This is a genomic window from Mesorhizobium sp. WSM4311, assembly GCF_002295115.1.
Classification (GTDB): domain Bacteria; phylum Pseudomonadota; class Alphaproteobacteria; order Rhizobiales; family Rhizobiaceae; genus Mesorhizobium.
Window position 1 is genome coordinate 83,858 of sequence record NZ_NSFV01000002.1, and the last position, 18,453, is coordinate 102,310.

Annotated in this window: 17 protein-coding genes and 1 pseudogene; 11 read left to right on the plus strand and 7 right to left on the minus strand. The window is 63.6% G+C overall.

Annotated features, from left to right (window positions below; translation table 11 throughout):
* The first annotated feature begins 20 nt into the window (after positions 1–20).
* The 3 genes and pseudogenes from guaA (at position 21) to CK226_RS04225 (ending at position 3,201) form a co-directional block, all read left to right on the plus strand.
* Complete coding sequence (guaA, locus tag CK226_RS04215) at positions 21–1,583, plus strand: glutamine-hydrolyzing GMP synthase (RefSeq protein WP_010914447.1); 1,563 nt, start codon at positions 21–23, stop codon at positions 1,581–1,583.
* A 645-nt stretch (positions 1,584–2,228) separates the two neighbouring features.
* Positions 2,229–2,402, plus strand: a pseudogene (locus CK226_RS04220) (SDR family oxidoreductase); the annotation flags it as partial.
* A gap of 70 nt (positions 2,403–2,472) precedes the next feature.
* Complete coding sequence (locus CK226_RS04225; RefSeq protein WP_095791132.1) at positions 2,473–3,201, plus strand: SDR family oxidoreductase; 729 nt, start codon at positions 2,473–2,475, stop codon at positions 3,199–3,201.
* Positions 3,202–3,296: 95 nt separating this feature from the next.
* Here CK226_RS04225 and CK226_RS35995 read toward each other — a convergent pair whose 3' ends face one another.
* A complete protein-coding gene (locus CK226_RS35995) occupies positions 3,297–3,419 on the minus strand; it encodes a hypothetical protein (RefSeq protein ID WP_280951468.1) in 123 nt (40 codons plus the stop codon).
* A 10-nt stretch (positions 3,420–3,429) separates the two neighbouring features.
* The gene (locus tag CK226_RS04230) at positions 3,430–4,080 is read right to left on the minus strand and encodes a TetR family transcriptional regulator C-terminal domain-containing protein (RefSeq protein WP_095771321.1); all 651 of its coding nucleotides are present in this window, start codon (positions 4,078–4,080) and stop codon (positions 3,430–3,432) included.
* Positions 4,081–4,309: 229 nt separating this feature from the next.
* On the opposite strand from CK226_RS04230, the gene CK226_RS04235 reads away from it, so the two are divergent.
* From CK226_RS04235 to CK226_RS04270, 8 genes are all read left to right on the plus strand, one after another.
* Positions 4,310–5,125: a uracil-DNA glycosylase gene (locus CK226_RS04235; RefSeq protein ID WP_245437654.1), complete on the plus strand. Its 816-nt coding sequence runs from the start codon at positions 4,310–4,312 to the stop codon at positions 5,123–5,125.
* A gap of 3 nt (positions 5,126–5,128) precedes the next feature.
* Positions 5,129–6,754, plus strand: a complete 1,626-nt coding sequence (locus CK226_RS04240; protein ID WP_095791133.1) for a choline dehydrogenase — start codon at positions 5,129–5,131, stop codon at positions 6,752–6,754.
* A 16-nt stretch (positions 6,755–6,770) separates the two neighbouring features.
* Entirely contained in the window at positions 6,771–7,124 is a 354-nt protein-coding gene (locus CK226_RS04245) for an NIPSNAP family protein (RefSeq protein ID WP_095791134.1), read from the plus strand.
* A 90-nt stretch (positions 7,125–7,214) separates the two neighbouring features.
* Positions 7,215–8,282 (plus strand): BMP family ABC transporter substrate-binding protein, encoded by a 1,068-nt coding sequence (locus CK226_RS04250; RefSeq protein WP_245437655.1) that lies wholly within the window; start codon positions 7,215–7,217, stop codon positions 8,280–8,282.
* Positions 8,283–8,321: 39 nt separating this feature from the next.
* Positions 8,322–9,881 carry an ATP-binding cassette domain-containing protein gene (locus tag CK226_RS04255; RefSeq protein WP_245437656.1) on the plus strand — a complete coding sequence of 520 codons (1,560 nt, stop codon included), beginning with the start codon at positions 8,322–8,324 and terminating at the stop codon, positions 9,879–9,881.
* Entirely contained in the window at positions 9,878–10,915 is a 1,038-nt protein-coding gene (locus CK226_RS04260) for an ABC transporter permease (protein WP_095771316.1), read from the plus strand. The genes CK226_RS04255 and CK226_RS04260 overlap by 4 nt, the downstream gene beginning before the upstream one ends.
* Positions 10,912–11,805 carry an ABC transporter permease gene (locus CK226_RS04265; protein WP_095791137.1) on the plus strand — a complete coding sequence of 298 codons (894 nt, stop codon included), beginning with the start codon at positions 10,912–10,914 and terminating at the stop codon, positions 11,803–11,805. The genes CK226_RS04260 and CK226_RS04265 overlap by 4 nt, the downstream gene beginning before the upstream one ends.
* Before the next feature lie 9 nt (positions 11,806–11,814).
* Positions 11,815–13,344, plus strand: coding sequence for an amidohydrolase (locus tag CK226_RS04270; protein ID WP_095791138.1), 1,530 nt, complete (start codon positions 11,815–11,817; stop codon positions 13,342–13,344).
* Here the strand turns inward: CK226_RS04270 and atzF are convergent.
* From atzF to CK226_RS04295, 5 genes are read right to left on the minus strand one after another with little or no spacing between them, the layout of a single operon-like run.
* Positions 13,292–15,187 (minus strand): allophanate hydrolase, encoded by a 1,896-nt coding sequence (atzF, locus tag CK226_RS04275; protein ID WP_095791139.1) that lies wholly within the window; start codon positions 15,185–15,187, stop codon positions 13,292–13,294. The two genes, CK226_RS04270 and atzF, sit on opposite strands and share 53 nt — an antisense overlap.
* Complete coding sequence (locus CK226_RS04280; protein WP_095771312.1) at positions 15,184–15,534, minus strand: cupin domain-containing protein; 351 nt, start codon at positions 15,532–15,534, stop codon at positions 15,184–15,186. Before CK226_RS04280 ends, atzF begins: the two co-directional genes overlap by 4 nt.
* Positions 15,527–16,195, minus strand: coding sequence for an isochorismatase family cysteine hydrolase (locus tag CK226_RS04285; RefSeq protein ID WP_095771311.1), 669 nt, complete (start codon positions 16,193–16,195; stop codon positions 15,527–15,529). Before CK226_RS04285 ends, CK226_RS04280 begins: the two co-directional genes overlap by 8 nt.
* Positions 16,195–17,727 carry an ABC transporter ATP-binding protein gene (locus CK226_RS04290; protein ID WP_095791140.1) on the minus strand — a complete coding sequence of 511 codons (1,533 nt, stop codon included), beginning with the start codon at positions 17,725–17,727 and terminating at the stop codon, positions 16,195–16,197. Before CK226_RS04290 ends, CK226_RS04285 begins: the two co-directional genes overlap by 1 nt.
* A 10-nt stretch (positions 17,728–17,737) precedes the next feature.
* Positions 17,738–18,439 (minus strand): isochorismatase family cysteine hydrolase, encoded by a 702-nt coding sequence (locus tag CK226_RS04295; protein ID WP_095791141.1) that lies wholly within the window; start codon positions 18,437–18,439, stop codon positions 17,738–17,740.
* Between the last annotated feature and the right edge of the window lie 14 nt (positions 18,440–18,453).

Below are 18,453 nucleotides of genomic sequence, written 5' to 3' on the forward strand. Positions count from 1 at the left end.
TCTTTCTCTAAACGCTCGCCATGAAAACAGCCAATCATCCCGACACCGTCCTGATTGTCGATTTCGGCAGCCAGTTTACGCAGCTCATCGCCCGCCGCATCCGTGAGGCCGGCGTGTTTTCCGAGATCGTGCCGTTCCAATCGGCCGAAGCCGCGTTCAAGCGCATCAATCCCAAAGCCGTTATCCTGTCGGGCGGCCCGGCTTCGACGTCGGATATCGGCAGCCCGCGCGCGCCGCAGATCGTCTTCGATGCCGGGGTGCCGGTGCTTGGCATCTGCTACGGCCAGATGGCCATGTGCGTGCAGATGGGCGGTGTCGCCGAAAGCTCCAACCATCGCGAGTTCGGACGCGCTTTCGTCGAGATCGAGAAGGACAGCCCGCTGTTCGAGGGGCTGTGGGCGACCGGCCAGCGCCACCAGGTGTGGATGAGCCATGGCGACCGCGTCATCGCCTTGCCGCCGGGTTTTCAGGTGTTCGGCAAGTCGGAAAGCTCGCCTTTCGCCATTTTCGGCAATGTCGAGCGCAAGATGTACGGCATCATGTTCCACCCCGAGGTGGTGCACACGCCCGATGGCGCCAGGCTGCTCCGGAATTTCGTCCACAACATCGCCGGCATCGAGGGCGACTGGACGATGCGCGCCTACCGCGAACACGCGGTCGAGGCGATCCGCAAGCAGGTCGGCAAGGGCAAGGTCATCTGCGCGCTGTCGGGCGGTGTGGATTCCTCCGTCGCGGCGCTGCTGATCCACGAGGCGGTCGGCGACCAGCTCACCTGCATCCTCGTCGACCATGGCCTGATGCGCAAGGATGAGGCGGCGGGCGTGGTGGCGATGTTCCGTCAGCATTACAATCTGCCGCTGATCCTGGTCGATGCCTCGGAAAAATTCATCTCGGCGCTGGAAGGCGAGGTTGACCCCGAGAAGAAGCGCAAGACCATCGGCCGGCTGTTCATCGAGGTGTTCGAGGAAGAGGCCAAAAAGCTCGGCGGCGCCGACTTCCTGGCACAGGGCACACTTTATCCCGACGTCATCGAAAGCGTCTCCTTCACCGGCGGCCCGTCGGTGACCATCAAGTCGCACCACAATGTCGGCGGCCTGCCCGAGCGCATGAACATGCAACTGGTCGAGCCGCTGCGCGAACTGTTCAAGGACGAGGTGCGGGCGCTGGGCAAGGAGCTCGGCCTGCCCGAAAGCTTCATCGGCCGCCACCCGTTCCCCGGTCCTGGCCTTGCCATCCGCTGCCCGGGCGGCATCACCCGCGAGAAACTGGAAATCCTGCGCGAGGCCGACGCCATCTATCTCGACGAGATCCGAAAGGCCGGGCTCTACGACGCCATCTGGCAAGCCTTCGCCGTGCTCTTGCCGGTGCAGACCGTCGGTGTGATGGGCGATGGCCGCACCTACGAGTTTGTCTGCGCGCTGCGCGCCGTCACCTCGGTCGACGGAATGACGGCGGATTTCTACCACTACGACATGGCCTTCCTGGGCGCCGCCGCCACGCGCATCATCAACGAGGTCCGCGGCATCAACCGCGTTGTCTACGACGTGACGTCGAAGCCGCCTGGCACGATCGAGTGGGAATAGGAAAAGACCTGCGAAATTCGGCGAAACGGCGTGAAAAAGGATAGTGTTATCTGCGGTCTTGTTGACTATCGGTCCTGCATCATCAACTGAAGCCATCGCTCTCTTAAGTCACTGATTTTTATGCCTCTGTGCCAACCATGGCTGTGTTGTCAGTCAGCGCTGCGGTTGGAATCCGACGGTACTATTGACGGTACTTTTCGCGCTGAGACACGCCCATAAGAAAGTACCGTCACTCGCACTACAGTTGCCGCGGTACTTATTTGATATCTAACGTTTTGAAATAGAAATAGAAAACGGCCCCAGAGTATCGTGTCGATGACCGTACTTTTAGTCCTCGGCTGGCATCGCCGGATTGGACGGCTGGGACGGTCAGGGCAGCGCCTCATTTATGAACCTGGCCTCCTCGGCGAGACCGCTGTTTGAAACCTGATGGCTCGAGGCTCCACCTTGGCCAGGACACCGGCTGCCTTTAGCTGCTCTGCCGCTCGCACATTCTCGCCTGAAGGCATATCGGATCGGCGTCATCGTGTGAATCAGGTGCAAACGGGGTGCCGGTTGCGGGAGCTAACGGTAAAGCCGATGCCAGGCGTCCCGAGAAAGCGACCATTGCCCCAACAACGTCCTGAATTTCGAGAAAGGCATGGGCTGGCGAGGGAGGCGTAGAGCGACCCCGAGAAGGCCGGACCGGCGCGCATGCCGTTGGGGCGCTTCATCGAGACCGAGGAGGTCGCGGAGGTTGTGCTCTTCCTGCTCTCCGAGCGTGCCGCCATGGTGAACGGCATCTCGATACCGGTCGATACGGGCTTCGGGATCAATTAGGTGCCGGCGTAATCCTAAGGGATGAGAGATTCATGCTAAGGTTCCAGCGTTTCAGATAGAACGAGATTTCATGGCGAGAGAGTTGGAAGGAAAGATTGCCGCGGTCACGGGGGCTGCCTCGGGTATCGGGCTGGCGAGCACCGAAGCAATGTTGGGTGAGGGCGCGCGCGTCGTGATGATCGATCGCGATAAGGTTGCCCTCGAGGCTTACCAGGCCAAACACGGGGAGGCGGTCATCCCGCTTGTCATCGACCTCCTCGACCCGAAGGACTGTGCGACGCTGATGCCACGCGTTCTGGAAACCGCAGGTCGACTCGACATCTTTCATGCCAATGCGGGCACCTATGTGGGTGGTGACCTGGTCGACTCCGACACAGGTGCCATCGACCGCATGCTGAACCTGAACGTTAATGTCGTGATGAAGAATGTGCACGACGTGCTGCCTCACATGATCGACCGTAGAACGGGCGACATCATCGTTACGAGTTCTTTGGCAGCCCACTTCCCGACGCCATGGGAGCCGGTCTATGCATCGTCCAAGTGGGCGATCAACTGCTTTGTGCAGACGGTTCGACGTCAGGTGTTCAAGCACGGTATTCGGGTCGGCTCGATCTCTCCTGGACCTGTGATCAGCGCACTGCTAGCGGACTGGCCACCAGAGAAGCTGAAGGAAGCCAGGGAGTCGGGCAGCCTGCTGGAAGCAGGCGAAGTGGCGAATGTGATCACCTTCATGCTGACGCGACCGCGCGGCATGACGATCCGCGACGTGGTGATGATGCCGACCAACTTCGATCTCTGAGGGCCTGGGTATTCGCCGACAGCTCATCTTCCCGTGGCCAAACTTCCGTGGTGCAATGTATGATCCGCAATGCAATTCCGGCAAGCAGCATGTATTCAAACAGGACTTTTCGCCAATCCGCCATGCAACTTTATTCGGGCGGCCGCATCTGCAATGGCGCTGACAATCGCCGTGCGCGCGGCGGCGCTGTCGCCATTGTCCAGCGCCGCAAGAAGCATTTCGATGCTGTCAAGCTGAGACGCCGCACCCGTCGAGGACGATAGTCGTGATGGCGGCGGCCGCTGCGTCGTAGTCGGCCTTGGCCAGTTTGCTCTTTTCGAGCGCATTGGCTGCCAACGGTTCGAAATCGCCGTAGAACTGCGTCGCCGCCCACAGCATGATGAAAAAATGCCGGGCATCGACGGGCGCCATCTTGCCGTCGCGCACCCAGCCCTCGACGACGGCAGACCGCTCGCGCGTGACCCGCTGCATGTGCAGCTTTTGCTGCTTGCTCAGGAAGTGGGCACCTCGCAGCATTTCGTTGGCGAAGAAACGCGACTCGGCTGCATGCTTGCGTGAATAGTCGAGCTTGGCGCGGACATAGACGGCAATCGCCTCGCGCGGGTCGCGATCAGGCGTGATGTGCTCGAAGGCCTTGTCCCACCCCGTCAGCAGATGCTCGATCACGTGGGTGTAGATTTCCTGCTTGGTCGAAAAGTAGTAGTAGACATTCGCCTTGGGCAGCCCGCAATGGTCAGCTATTTCCTGGATGCGCGTCCCGTCGAGGCCCTTTCGCGCGAACACGTCGACCGCCGCGCGCAGAATCTTCTCCCGGTTCCTGGCGCCAACCCTGTCTTCGGGGTTCTTGCCGCCCGGGCGTGCCGCTTTCTGTCCCGCCATATTCGCTCCGCCCCCCTGCCTGTACTTGTCCGGGCTCTATAGCACCCTTCGAAAATCGGCCCAAGCGATAGTGGCATGGTTTCAAAAAAACTGACGATATGGTCAGGTTTTGTAATTTTGGAAGTTGACATTTTGGTCAGGTTCTTCGTAACGTCCCGATCGTTGGGAAGTTAAAGGGGAGGGCGTCGCCGCGATGCCGGTTCAACTCAGGTCTGCGATGATTGAAACCTTGGCGGGTTGGCACGACGACATCGCACCGGCCTGGCGGGCCGCCCTTGGTGCCGTGTCGCTGGATTTCGATGCCATCGACCCGATGCTTGAGCTTGAGCCTTGGGAGCCGATCTTCCCGTCGCGGCGCGATAAGACTTTTCCTGGCGCGCCCAAGGGCGCGCACATGCTACGCGCCTTCGACGGCATTGCGCCGGAGGATGTGCGTTGCGTCATTCTTGGCCAAGACCCTTATCCGGAGCCCGGTTTTTCCACCGGCCGTGCCTTCGAGGCCGGCAATGTCGCTGCCTGGCGCGAGCTCGACAAGATGTTCTCCAAGAGCATTCGCGCCTTCACCCAGCAGATCGTCGCGGCGCGCACCGGCAATCTCGCCTATGCCCGGTCCTTCGCCGATTGGCCGGCGACGCTGGCCGCCATCGAGGACGGCCAGGTCGATCTCGAGAGCGCCGACGTGCTGGCGCAGCGATGGGTCGACGACGGCGTTTTGCTTCTCAACGCGTCGCTGACGCTGTCTCGCTTCAAAGTCGAGATCGACCCGCACCAGTCGAGCGGTCATCTGCCCTTGTGGCGTCCGCTGATACTCGCGGTGCTGCACCAGCTCGCTGGCCGTGGCGCTCCCGTCATCTTCATCGGCTTTGGCGACGCTGCCGCGCAGACGCTTGCTTTGGCGGGCATCATCGAAGGCCAGGGCCCACTGACCGGCTGCATTCTGCGCGACCATCCGGCGCGCGCCGATGCGGTTCTGACGCTCGAAAACCCATTCCTGCTTTGCAACCGGTATCTGGAGGCGATGGGCGCCAAGCCCGTCGCATGGTGACATATGTCTGCAACAGAGACCTACGATTTCATCATCGTCGGCGCCGGCTCGGCCGGTTGTGTTCTGGCCAACCGGCTGTCCGCCAACCCCGATCACAAGGTGCTGTTGCTGGAAGCGGGCGGTCGGGATTCCAATCCACTGTTCCGACTGCCCATGCTGATGGGCAAGCTGTTCCAGTCCGGCATCTACAACTGGCATTATCACACCGAGCCGGAACCCTTTCTCAACAACCGCTCGCTCTATTGGCCGCGCGGCAAGGCATTGGGCGGCTCGTCCACCATCAACGGCATGATCTATGTGCGCGGCAACCGCCACGACTACGACCGCTGGGCGCAAATGGGGCTGCCCGGTTGGTCCTACGAAGATGTGCTGCCGGCCTTCCGCAGGTCGGAAGGACACATTCAGCGCAAGGATGCCCCGCATGGCACCGGGGGTGAGCTGACCGTCTGCCGGGCGCGCGGCTGGAACCCGCTGCTCGACGTGTTCTCGGCAGCGGGCGCGCAAGCCGGCTATCCGATGAACGACGACTTCAACGGCGACGAACAGGAAGGCTTCGGCAAATTCGACTTCACCATCAAGGACGGCAAGCGCTGGTCGACCTCGTATGCGTTCCTGCGCCCGATCGCCGGACGCAAGAACCTGACCGTCCTGACCAAAGCGCTGACCCAGCGGATCGTCCTCGCCAACGGCAGAGCCGCCGGTGTCGAATTCTCCCATAACGGTACGCTACGTACCGCTCATGCCGAACGCGAAGTCGTGGTTAGCGCCGGCGCGGTGAACTCACCGCAAATCCTTTTGCTGTCGGGTATCGGGTCTGCCGACGAGCTCGCAGAGCATGGCATCAAGGCCATTCACAATCTGCCCGGCGTCGGGAAGAACCTGCAGGATCATGTCGATTGCGTGTTGTCCTACGAATGCACCCAGCCAATCACGCTGTTCAGCGACCTGCGTGTCGACAGGCTGACCTGGTCGCTGGTCGAAGGCATGTTGTTCGGCCGCGGCATCACCACGACATTCCCCTATGAGGCAGGCGCGTTCATCAAATCGCGGTCGGATCTGGTTGCGCCCGACATCCAGCTGCATTTCATGCCAGCTCTGGAAAAGACCGCCAACCTGCACTTTCCCAGTCCGTTCAAGCGCGCGGCTGTCGAAGCCAATCACGGCTTCACGCTGCGGGTAGGGCCTGTCAACCCGGAGAGCCGGGGCGCCATCACGCTGGCATCCGCCGATCCCAAGGTGCCGCCCAGAATCCAGGCCAATTATCTCGAAACCGAGTTTGATCGTCAGACCATGATCGCCGGCATTCGGCTGACGCGAGAGATCATCAACCAACCCGCCTTCGACGCCTATCGCGGACGCGAGCTCGCGCCCGGTCCTCAGGTCGAGACCGACGCCGATCTTGTCGAATGGCTGAAGGCGACCGCCATGACGACATTCCATCCGGTCGGCACATGTAAGATGGGCAACGATGAGCGCGCCGTCGTCGACGCGCGTCTCAAGGTCCATGGCATCGACGGCCTGCGCGTCGCCGACGCTTCGATCATGCCGGTCATTTCCAGCGGCAACACCAATGCGCCAGCGATCATGATCGGTGAAAAATGTGCCGAGTTCATCCTGAACGCTGCCTGACGGGACAAGGAACGCCATGATTGTCGAACACCGCACCTACACATTCCGGCCCGGCACGGTCGATTCGTGGATGCAGAAATACGAGGCCGAGGGCCTCCCTGTGCAAAAGAAGCACCTCAACCGTTTCCTCGGGCTCTACGTTTCCGAGATCGGGCATCTTCATACGACGGTTCTGATGTGGGGCTACGACAGCCTCGCCGATCGCGAGGCGCGCCGCGCCGCCATGTATGCAGACCCCGACTGGCAGAAATTCATCGGCGAAGTCTGGGCGCTGAACGCCATCCAGTCCCAGGACGTGATGATCATGAATCCGGCACCGTTTTCCCCCCGGTGTCTGATGGCGAACACGAGCGTGACCGGGGACGGATGAGGCATCGGATGCCGCCTCAAGAAGGTGGCACCAGAACTTTCAAGGGAACGGCGAGCCGGAAACGCGGACGCCAAAAAAGGGAAGACTGTCATGACGAGCAATTTTGACGACCGGGCGATCCTCGCCGCGGGATTGAATCGCCGCAGCTTCATCAAGGCCGGCGCCAGCGCGGCAGCGCTTGCCGCCGTAAGCGGTGCGCTATCCAAGGTGGCATATGCGGCTGACGGATTCATCGCGCTGGTGCACACCCAGGCAGCGGGCGACCAGAGCGCGGTCGATTCCATGATCGCCAAGATCAACCAGCTGGCGCAGGAAAAGGGAGTTCAGGCGCGCGTCGTCTACGCCCAGGATCCGGCGACCTACGAAACCATCTTTCGCACGCTGGCCGATGCCGGCGCATCGGTCATCGTCTCGACCTTCAACGAGGTTGGTGAGCCGTTCAAGGCGCTGGCGCCGTCCTATCCCAAAACCAAATGGATCCAGCTGTTCGGCGACGCTATCGAGCCGCCGCTGCCCAATGTTGTGACCGTATCCTATGACTATTATCTCGGGTGCTATCTGTCGGGTTTGTTCGCCGCGCGCATGACCAAGAGCGGCAAGATCGGCTATATCGGCGGCATCTCCATTCCCCCGCTCAACGCCGATTTCAATGCGCTGAAGGCCGGCGCTCTTTCGGTCAATCCGGACCTAACCGTGACTGCCGCCTTTGCCGGTTCGTTCCAGGACCCCGCCAAGGGCCAGGAAATCGCCACCCAGATGTTCAACGACGGCATCGACTACATCCAGACCGACTCTGCGGCCACCGATGGCGGCATCATTGCCGCCGCCAATGAGGGCGCGGGGCGCATGCTCTCCACCCTTGCGCGGGCGCAGTATCCACTCGGTCCGAAGTCGATCGTCGGCATCGTCAGCCTCGACTTCGGCCAGTCGCTCTACATCGAGGTCGGCAAGGCGCTTGGCGCGGAATGGGCTGGCGGCAAGCATGTCGCCACCGGTCTGGGCACCGGCGTGGTCGAATTCGAGCTGTCGCCGCTCTATGCCGAGCAGGGCCCGGCGGATCGGGTTGCCAAATCCAAGGAAATCTGGGCTGAGATCGAGAAGACCAAGGCCGGCATTCTCGACGGCTCCATCGTCGTGCCCTTCAACACCACGCTTTGAGCCTGTTGGCTGACAGGCGAACCTGGATCGATGACCCCGATGGACAATCCCGCACTCGAATGCCGTGACGTTACCGTGGCCTATGGCAGCGTCATGGCCCTTTCGGGTGTGGGCATTGCTTTCGAACAGGGCAAGATTCACGCCGTGGTCGGTCAGAATGGCGCTGGAAAAACCACCTTTGCCCGCGTCGCGGCCGGACTTGTCCGGCCGGCCGCGGGCGAACTCAGGATCAACGGCCAGCAAGTCAAGACAGGCAAGGTCAAGGACGCGCGCGCCGCCGGCGTCGAACTCGTGCACCAGAGCTTTGCCTTGCCGCCGTCCTTCACGGTGGCCGAAGCCATGGAGTTCGGGTCGGACAGAGGCGCCGCTATCTTCACCCGCTCGGCATTGCAGAAGCGCTGGGCGCCGCATCTCAAGAGCCTCGATGTCAATGTCGATCCGAAGCGCCGGGTGCGCGACCTGCCGGTCGAGACGCAGCAAGGCATCGAGATCGCCCGCGCGTTGGTCGCCGACGCTAGGGTTCTGATCCTCGACGAGCCGACGGCGGTGCTTTCGCCTTCCGGAATCGAGATGCTGTTCGAGCGGGTGCGCAAGCTCAGGGATCGCGGCGTCACCGTGATCCTCATCCTGCACAAGATACGCGAGGTGCTGGCGATTGCCGATACGGTCAGCGTGCTGCGCGGCGGCAGGCTTGTCGACGGGCCGGTAGCCTGCGCCGAGATCGGCGCCAAGCGTCTTGCCGAGATGATCGTCGGCCCGGCCGTCGCCAGGACCCTGGCGCCGGGTGATGCCGACGCGGCGACCGGCCGAGGCGCACCAGCCGCGCACACGGCGAACCACCACACTCCGGCCGATGCTGGGCTGGTCCTCGACATGCGCGGCGTCTCCACGCAGAGCGACGCCGAAGGGCCTGCCCTGCGCGATCTTTCGCTCACAATCAAGGCCGGCGAGATCGTCGGCATTGCAGGCGTCGAGGGCAACGGCCAGCGAACGCTGGTGCGCGCCATCGCTGATCTTGTCGACGCGATGCACGGCACACTCGCCGTGGGCGGGGTCGATGTCACGGCCGCACCGCTGGCGCGCCGCCGCGCCGCCGGCCTGCGCATCATTCCATTCGAGCGCAACACTGAGGGCTTGAGCCTTTCGAGCAGCCTGTGGGAGAACTGGTCGGCGCGCGAATTGCTGCAATCGCGCTTGCTGAGCGCCATCAATCCGGCGCGGCTGAAAAAGCGCTGTGACGAGGCGCTTCAAGCATGGAGCGTGCACTATGCGACCACCGGCCAGCAAGCGGGTTCACTGTCGGGCGGCAACGCTCAGAAGGTGATCCTGGCGCGCGAGGTCGATGCCGACGCCAAGCTGATCATCGCCGCGCAGCCGACGAGAGGTCTCGACATCGGCGCGACAGCCTTTGTCTGGCAATCGCTGCGAGAGGCACGCGACCGCGGCTGCGGCGTGCTCTTGATCTCCTCGGACCTCGACGAGCTCTTCGACATCAGCGACCGGGTCGTCGTCATGCTGTCGGGAGAGGTCGCCGGCACATTTTCGGCGCCCTACCGGATCGGCGCAGTCGGCGCGGCCATGACAGGGGTTTCCCAATGACGGGCAAATTCGTTTCGGTCTTGCGTGGGCTGATCTTCATCGTTATCGCCCTGGCGCTGTGCGGCGTCATTTTCCAGTTCGCCGGCTATTCGGCGCTCGGCATGTTCCACAGTGTCGCCGAAGGCGCGTTCTTCCGCCCGGGCGCATGGCAGCAGAGCCTGCGTTGGGCGCTGCCGCTGTTCATCACCGCCGCCGGTGTCGGCATTTCTTTCCGCGCCGGCTATTTCAACATCGGCGCGCAGGGCCAGTTCTACCTCGGCGCCATCTGTGCCGCTTTCATGGCCGAGTGGCTCAACGGCGCGCCCGCCTTCGTTGTCATTCCGGCCTGCTTTGCAGCCGGCATGACAGGTGGGGCGCTCTGGGCCCTGTGGCCGGGACTGCTGCGCCTGCAGTCCGGCACCGACGAAGTGATCACCACTCTGATGGGCAATTTCCTCGCTGGGCTGTTGCTGGTCTATGTCACCGCCGGCCCGCTGAAGGACCCGTCAGGTTCGGGTCAGCAGGCCTCCAGCCGGCCGCTCGCGGCTGCCTATCGCATTTCGGATTCGCTGGGTCTGTCGCCGACCATTATCGTGATCGCCGCGCTGGTCGCGGTGGCGATGTGGCTGCTGGTCAATCGCACCGCCTTCGGCGTTCTGGCCAGCCTTGCCGGGCGCAACCCGACCATGGTGCAGTGGCAGGGCGCAACGGTCTGGCGTTTGGGGCTTTCGAGCTTTCTGATCTCCGGTGCCCTGGCGGGCCTCGCCGGCACCATCGAGTTCATGGGCCCCAACGGCCGTCTGGCCGGCGGGTTCCTGCCGACCCACGGCTTCACCGCTATCCTGATCGCGCTGGTGGCCAATCTGTCGGTGGTGGGTACGGCCTTCGTCTCGGTGTTCTTCGGCGGGCTTGCCTCGGCCGCGCTTTATCTGCCGATCATGGCAGGGCTGCCCTCGGCGGCCATCGAGATCATCAACGCCGCGATTGCGCTTTTCATTACTGCCAAATCCGGCTTCGTCGACCGCCTCCTGGCGATCGGGAGGAGATCGGCATGAACGACATCATAGTCGCCATCCTGCGTTCCGGCACGCCGCTCATCTATGTCACCATGGCGGGCGTCGTGGCCCAGCGCGCCGGCATATGGAATCTCGGCCTCGAGGGATTGATGATCATCGGCGCATGCACGGCGATTGTCGGCATCGTGCTGACCGGCTCGTTCGCGTTGGCGATGCTGATTGCCATCATCCTGTGCGTGCTCGCCTCGGTGCTGCTGTGGTTCGTCATCGAAAAGCTCAAGGCCAATCCGATCATCGCAGGCCTTGGATTGACCGGCCTCGGCCTCGGCGGCACGTCGCTTGCCGTCCAGGCCATCTTCGGCAGTCAGGCCGCCGTCACGGCCCCCTTCGGCGTGCCCAAGCTTGGCCCGGCTTTTGGACCTTTCGGGGTGCTGTCGATCTTCGTGCTGGCGATGCCCTTCGCGGTTTTCGCCATGTGGGTTCTGTTGCGGCGCACGCGCTTCGGTTTGCGGCTGGCGGCTTCGGGCGAGCACCCCTTTGCAGCCCGCAGCGTCGGCGCCAATCCCTCGCGCATGCGACTTGCAGCGTTGATCATTGGCGGGGTGCTTTGCGCCATTGGTGGCGCCGAACTGGCGGCGGGCAGTTTGCAGATCTACGCCCAGAACATGACGGCGGGACGCGGCTTCATGGCTTTCGCCGCGGTTATTTTCGGGGCAGCGCATCCGATCGGTTCCGCATTTGCCGCGCTGTTCTTCTCCGTGGTCGGCGCCCTCGGCATTCGCGCCCAGTTGCTGTTCGGTGATGCTGTTCCGCATGACCTGCTTTTGGCCTTGCCTTATATCGCGACGGTGTTCGGCGTCTGGCTCAGCGGCAAGCTGCGCGGAGGGCGCAAGGCCGCCACGGGCTTCGCTGAACTGCGCGATTATTAGGACACGCATATGCAAACGCTGATCCGCAACGCCACGCTTCTGACCATGGACGGGCCCGACGGGGCCCTTCCATTTGCCGGCGACATCCTCATCGACGGCGCCACCATCACCGCCATCGGCAAGAACCTGGCTGCTGCCCCCGACGCACGGATCATCGAGGGGCAGGGCAAGCTGGTGATGCCGGGGCTCATCAACGCCCACACCCATTCCAGCGAGACCTTCCTGCGCGGCCGCTACCAGAACATGCCGCTCGAAGTCTGGCTGCTCTATGCCTATCCACTGCTGATGGGCCCGGCGATCGCGCCGCGTCTGCTCTACCTGCGCACACTACTGCTGGCCATGGAGTCGCTGCGCAACGGCGTGACGACCCTGTGCGACGATTTCTTCGATCCGCCAGCGCATGATCTCGAGCGTCTCGGCACCGTGTTCAGGGCCTACAGGGACGCCGGCATTCGCGCCAATGTATCGAGCGCGGTGATGAACGTGCACACGCTCGATGCGCTGCCCTATGCGCGCGAAGTCCTGCCGCAGGCGTTACAGGACAAGCTCGATTTCGGGCCGCCCGTCAGCGCCCAAACCTATGTCGACTATTGTCGCTCGGCCTTTTCGTCGCTGCATGGCATGGTCGGCCGTCTCAACTTCATGATCGCGCCGTCTGCGCCGCAACGCTGCACGCCCGACCTGCTGGTCGCCTGTCACGATCTGGCGCTGAAAATGCGGGTGCCGCTACACACCCACGTGCTTGAAACCAAGACCCAGGCGATCACCGGGCACCTGATGTTCGGCAAGACCCTTGTCGCTTGCATGCACGAACTCGGCGTGCTCGGCCGCAACACCACCATCGCCCATTCGGTCTGGGTTACCGACGAAGATATGGAACTGATGGGTGAGGCAGGATGCTCGATCGCCCACAATGCCGTTTCCAATCAGAAGCTCGGCGCCGGCATCGCGCCGATCCGCCGCCTGATGGATGCCGGCGTCACGGTGGCGCTCGGCACCGACGGCGTGTCGTCCAACGATACCGCCCGCATCTTCGACGTGATGCGGGTTGCCGGTCTCATCCACAGTGCCTCGGGGCCCGACTATGCAACATGGATTCCAGCCGCCGACATTCTTCGCATGGCGACAATCAATGGCGCCCGCAGTGCCATGCTGGAGGACGCTACCGGCTCGCTCGCCGTGGGCAAGGCGGCGGACCTGATCGTGCTCGATCTCGACACCTATGCGTTTATGCCGCTCAACGACATAGACAAGCATCTGGTGTTTTCGGAGAACGGATCGTCGATCGAGATGGTCATGGTGGCCGGCGAAATCGTCATGCGCGACGGCCGCCTGACCACCGTCGACGAGACCGCGATCTTCGCCGAAATCCGAGAGACGGTGCCCGCTTTTTTAGCCGAGCACGCTGAGCTCGAACGGCTCAACAGTGTGTTCGATCCCTACTTTGCCGAAATCCACCGCCGCGCGTCGCAGGAGAATCTGGGGTTCAACCGCTATGCTGGCGACGAGCCGCCCTGGAACTTCTCGAACTGGCGCTAACAGCTGGGGTGTGGGCGACGGGGCAGTGATCGCTTTGGTCTGCTATGTTCTTGCTGGGGCTGACGAAGCGGCGCCAGCCGCCGAAGGACGAGATGTCGGACGCACCGCTGAGGCCAGCGGTTTCGACCAGGAAGCCCTTGGCCGAACTGCCGTCCTCGAGCTCGATGGTCCCGATGCCGAGCGGTGGCGGGATAGCCGCGACGAAGCGGCCGAAGGCATCCGCCGAGAGTCGCCAGACTTCGACCTCGACGGTTGCGCCGCCCTCGGCGACACGGAGCAGCCCCGGCTTGGGCACGGACTGGCCACCCAGCGCATAGAGCCTGTAGGCGGCGGATGTCTTTGCCGAGCGCGAAAACCGTGCGCCGAGCTGGCTCAGTTGGCCGTTGAGCGGCATCCCCGAAAGATGCGCGCCAACAACCACGAGATCGATCATGCCATCATCTGCTGATGAAGCTGCAGGCAGAAAACCCGGCTGCTGCCAGCCGGTTGCGCCGAGCGAAAGGCCGCTCGCCGCATGCAGGTCGCGGGCGAGCGCCGCTGTCAGCGCATCGCGGCCGGCCGGCGCCAGCAAGGTGACGCTCATCGGCAGGCCGTCATCGCGCTTGCCTGTCGGCACGGCGATGCCACACATGTCGAGCAGGTTGACGAAATTGGTGTAGGTGCCGAGGCGGCTGTTGGTCTCGATCGGATCGGCGAGCACGGCGGCGGTGGTGTAGTGCGTCGGCGCGGTCGGCACGCAGAACAGGTCGACCGAGGCAATGACCGGGGCGAGCTTGGCCTTGTAGGCCTGCAAGGCATAGAGGCCGCGGAAGGCGTCCGCCGCCGATAACTTCCTAGCGCCGCCGAGGATCTTGCGCGTCACCGGATGCATGGCGGCTTCGTTGACTTCCATGAAATCGCGGATCGCGGCATAGCGTTCGGCCACCCAGGCGCCCTCATAGAGAAGGTTGGCGGTGGCGTAGAAATCGGCGAACGGGATTTCGACCAGCCGGCAGCCGAACCGCGACAGCATGGCAAGCGAGCCCTCGAAGCCGACCTGCATCGCCGCATCGCCGAAGAATTTCCGGTCGGCTCTTGCCGGGATGCCGACGTTCAGCACCGGCGGGCGGGCGGCGAGCGGCTGGACGGCGATGTCGCGCGAATAGGGATCGGCCGCATCGCGCGCAGCTGCGACGGAGAACACCAGATAGGCGTCGTCGACGGTCAGCGCGAACACCGAGACGCAGTCGAGCGTGCGGCAGGCCGGCACGACGCCGGCCGTCGACAGCGCACCGACGGTCGGCTTCAGCCCGACGATGTTGTTGAGGCCGGCCGGGATGCGGCCGGAGCCGGCGGTGTCGGTGCCGAGCGCGAAGGAGACGATGCCGCGCGCCGTCGCCACCGCCGACCCCGAGGAGGAGCCGCCCGGCACCAGCTCCGCGTCGATGGCGTTGCGCGGGATCGGCCAGGGCGTGCGGACGCCGACGAGGCCGGTGGCGAACTGGTCGAGGTTGGACTTGCCGACGACGAGCGCGCCGGCGGCCCTGAGCCGCGCCACTACGGTGGCGTCACTGTCGGGCCAGTAGGTGTATTCGGCGCAGGCCGCCGTCGTCGGCATGCCGGCGACGTCGATGTTGTCCTTGACGGCGACGGGAATGCCCCAGAGCGGTTTCCCCAGCGGGTCGAACGGGCCGAGCGCGTCGGCCGCCGCAAGCAGATCCGCCCTCGCGGCGAGATGGATGAAGATGCCCGGATCATCAGCCGTCTCGATGCGGGCATGGATCGTGGCGATCACATCGCCAACGCTGACGCCGTTCCGATAGGCCGCGTGCAGGCTCGCTATGTCGAAGTGGATGTCGCTCATCTCGTCTCCCCCAGAATGATCACCGGCAGGTCCCACTGGATCAGCACGACGCAGCCGTCCTTCGTCCACACCGAATGCTCGGTCCCGACCGGATTGAGGATCACGCTGCCGGCAGGATAGTCACCGTTCTCGTCGCTCTGGATGCCTTCCAGCACGACGATGGTCTCCAGCCCGGCATGGCGGTGGCGTGGCACGCCGGCGCCAGGCTGGTAGCTGAGGATGGCGACCGAGGGTTCGACCGGTCCGCCCTTGAGCAGCCAGTGCACCCTGATGCCGTCGCGGAAATGCTCGAGCGCCAGATCGCGCCAGCCGCCGTCGAGCAGGCCGGCAAAGGCAAGATTAGGCATGGGCAATTCCCTCGAGCACCTGGTCGGTCGTTGCCGTCCAGCCAACGATGGCGCCCTGCGCCCTGATCATGGCGATTGCCGCCGCCTTGAACTCGGGAAAATAACTTTCCGTCGCGTCCTCGGCGAGCAGGCACTCATAGCCGCGATCGTTGGCCTCGCGCATCGTCGTCTGCACGCAAACTTCGGTCGTCACGCCGGCAAAGACGAGTTGGCGGGCGCCGATCCACTTGAGGTCGTTGCCGAGGCTGGTCGCATAGAAGGCGCCCTTGCCGGGCTTCTCGATGACGATCTCGCCGGGCAAGGGCGCAAGCTCGTCGAGGATCGCGGTGCCGGGTTCGCCCGCGATCAGTAGACGTCCCATCGGGCCCATATCGCCGATGCGGATCGACGGATTGCCACGGTCGCGCTTGGCCGGCGGCAGGTCCGAAAGGTCGGGCCTATGGCACTCCATGGTGTGGATCACCGGCAGGCCGGCGGCGCGAAAGCCTTCGATCAGCCGCTTCACTGTCGGCACGATCGCGGTCACGCGACCGACGTCGTTGCCGAGACTGGCGCCGAAGCCGCCGGGCTCGGCGAAGTCTCGCTGCATGTCGATGACCATCAGCGCCATGGTCTGCGGCTTGAAGGTGAAGGAAAACGGCAGCGCATCGATTTCCGCCATCAGTGATGTCCCGCCATGTGTTCGCCGATGGTCTGCACGCTGGCCTGCGCGATCGGCGTCTCATAGACCAGTGCGCCGTCCAACATGACGAAGATGCGGTCGGACAGTTCGAGCAGTTCGTCGAGGTCTTCCGACATCAGGAGCACGGCGGCACCCGCATTGCGCGCCTTCATGATGCGGGCGCGGATTTCGGCCACCGCCGAGAAGTCGAGGCCGAAGCACGGGTTGGAGACGATCAGCAGATCGACTTCGCCGGTCAGTTCCCTCGCGAGCACGGCACGCTGCACATTGCCGCCCGACAGCGAAGCGATTGGCGAGGCAAGCGAGGCGGTCTTGACCTTGAACTGTTCGACCAGCCTGGCGCTGAATGCCTTGATGGCGCCGGCGCTGATCCAGCTTACCGGCTTGCCGTTGCTGTCGATGTCGAAGGTGCGGAAAGAAATGTTCTCAGCCACCGTCATCTTCGGCGCGCAGGCGTTTTTCAGCGGCTCTTCCGGGATGAGGCGGACGTTGAGCGTCCGCGCCTCGGCACGCGTCGCCGCATAGGGGGTGCCGCGCACCATGACTTCGCCGGTATCGCGCGGGCGCTGTCCGGCCAGCACTTCGAGGAATTCCTTCTGGCCGTTGCCGGAAATGCCGGCGATGCCGACGATCTCGCCGGAGCGCACGCCGAGATCCTCAATGCGGATCGACTTCAGCCCGGTGCGGTCCGGCGCCTTCAGCGATCTGACCTTGAGCACGATCTCGGCATCGGGTTTCGGCGCGGCACGGCTGTCGAGCACAGCGATCGGCTGATCGCCGATCATCATCGCTGCCATCCTCTTGTGGTCGAGGTCGGTGACGCGGCCCGTTCCCGTCAGCTTGCCTTTGCGCAGCACGCTGACATCGTCGGCGAAGGCCGTCACCTCGTGGAATTTGTGCGAGATCATCAACACGGTGAGGTCGCCGGCCCTGGTCATGTCGCGCACCAGCCCCAGCACCTCCTGCGCCTCGACGGGCGTCAGCACCGAGGTCGGCTCGTCCAGCACCAGGAAGGAGCGGCCGAGATAAAGCTGCTTGATGATCTCCAGCTTCTGCTTCTCGCCGGCTGCGAGTTCGGCCACCTTGACGTCGAGCGGCAGCTTGAACGGCATGCGATCCATGAACACGGCAAGGTCGCCGCGCTCCTTGCGCCAGTCGATCACACCGGGCACCTTTTCGCGCGAGATGACCAGGTTCTCCGCCCCGGTCAGCGACGGCACAAGTGTGAAATGCTGGTAGACCATGCCGAGGCCGAGCGCCGATGCGTCCCTGGGGCTGGCGATCGCCACCTCGCGGCCGTCGACCAGCATATCGCCGGCGGTCGGGCGATAAAAACCCATCATGCATTTGACCAGCGTCGACTTGCCGGCGCCGTTCTCGCCGAGCAGCGCGTGGAAGGAGCCGGCCGGCACGTTGACCGAGACATCGCCCAGTGCCGTGAGGGCGCCGAAACGCATGGTCATGCCGATGGTCTCGACGCCGACGGCCTTGTTGCCGGTGATCACGCTCATCCTGGTTCCCTTACGGCAGCTGCGCGACTAAAGATGTCGAGTTCGACACCGCGCCGAAGACGCCGCCCTGCATCTTGATCATCTTGATCGCGGCGAGATGATTGCCGTAATCGGTCGCCCCGCAGCAATCCTCCAGGATCACGCATTCGAAGCCGCGGTCGTTGGCTTCGCGCATGGTGGTGTGGACACACACATCGGTGGTGATGCCGGTAAGCACGATATTGTCTATGCCGCGCTGATTGAGGATCAGTTCCAGGTCTGTGGCACAGAACGAGCCCTTGCCGGGCTTATCGATGATCGGCTCGCCCTGGATCGGATAGAGGTCGGGGATGATGTCCCAGCCCGGCTCGCCGCGCACCAGGATGCGCCCGCAGGGGCCGGGGTCGCCAATGCCGGCATTGATGCGGCGCGAGCGCCAGCGCTTGTTGGCGGGCAGATCGGCAAGGTCGGGCCGATGGCCCTCGCGGGTGTGGATGACGGTGTAGCCTTTCGCGCGCATGGCCGAGAGCACCGACTTGATTGGCTCGATCGGCGCGCGCACCAGCGACAGGTCGTAGCCCATATGATCGACATAGCCGCCCGGTCCGCAGAAATCGGTCTGCATGTCGATGATGATCAACGCCGTGTTGTCGGGGCGAAGTTCGCCATTGTAGGGCCATGGATACGGGTCGGCGTCGATATAGCGCTGGGTGATTTCGGCTCTGGCGTTCATGGCAAAAACTCTAG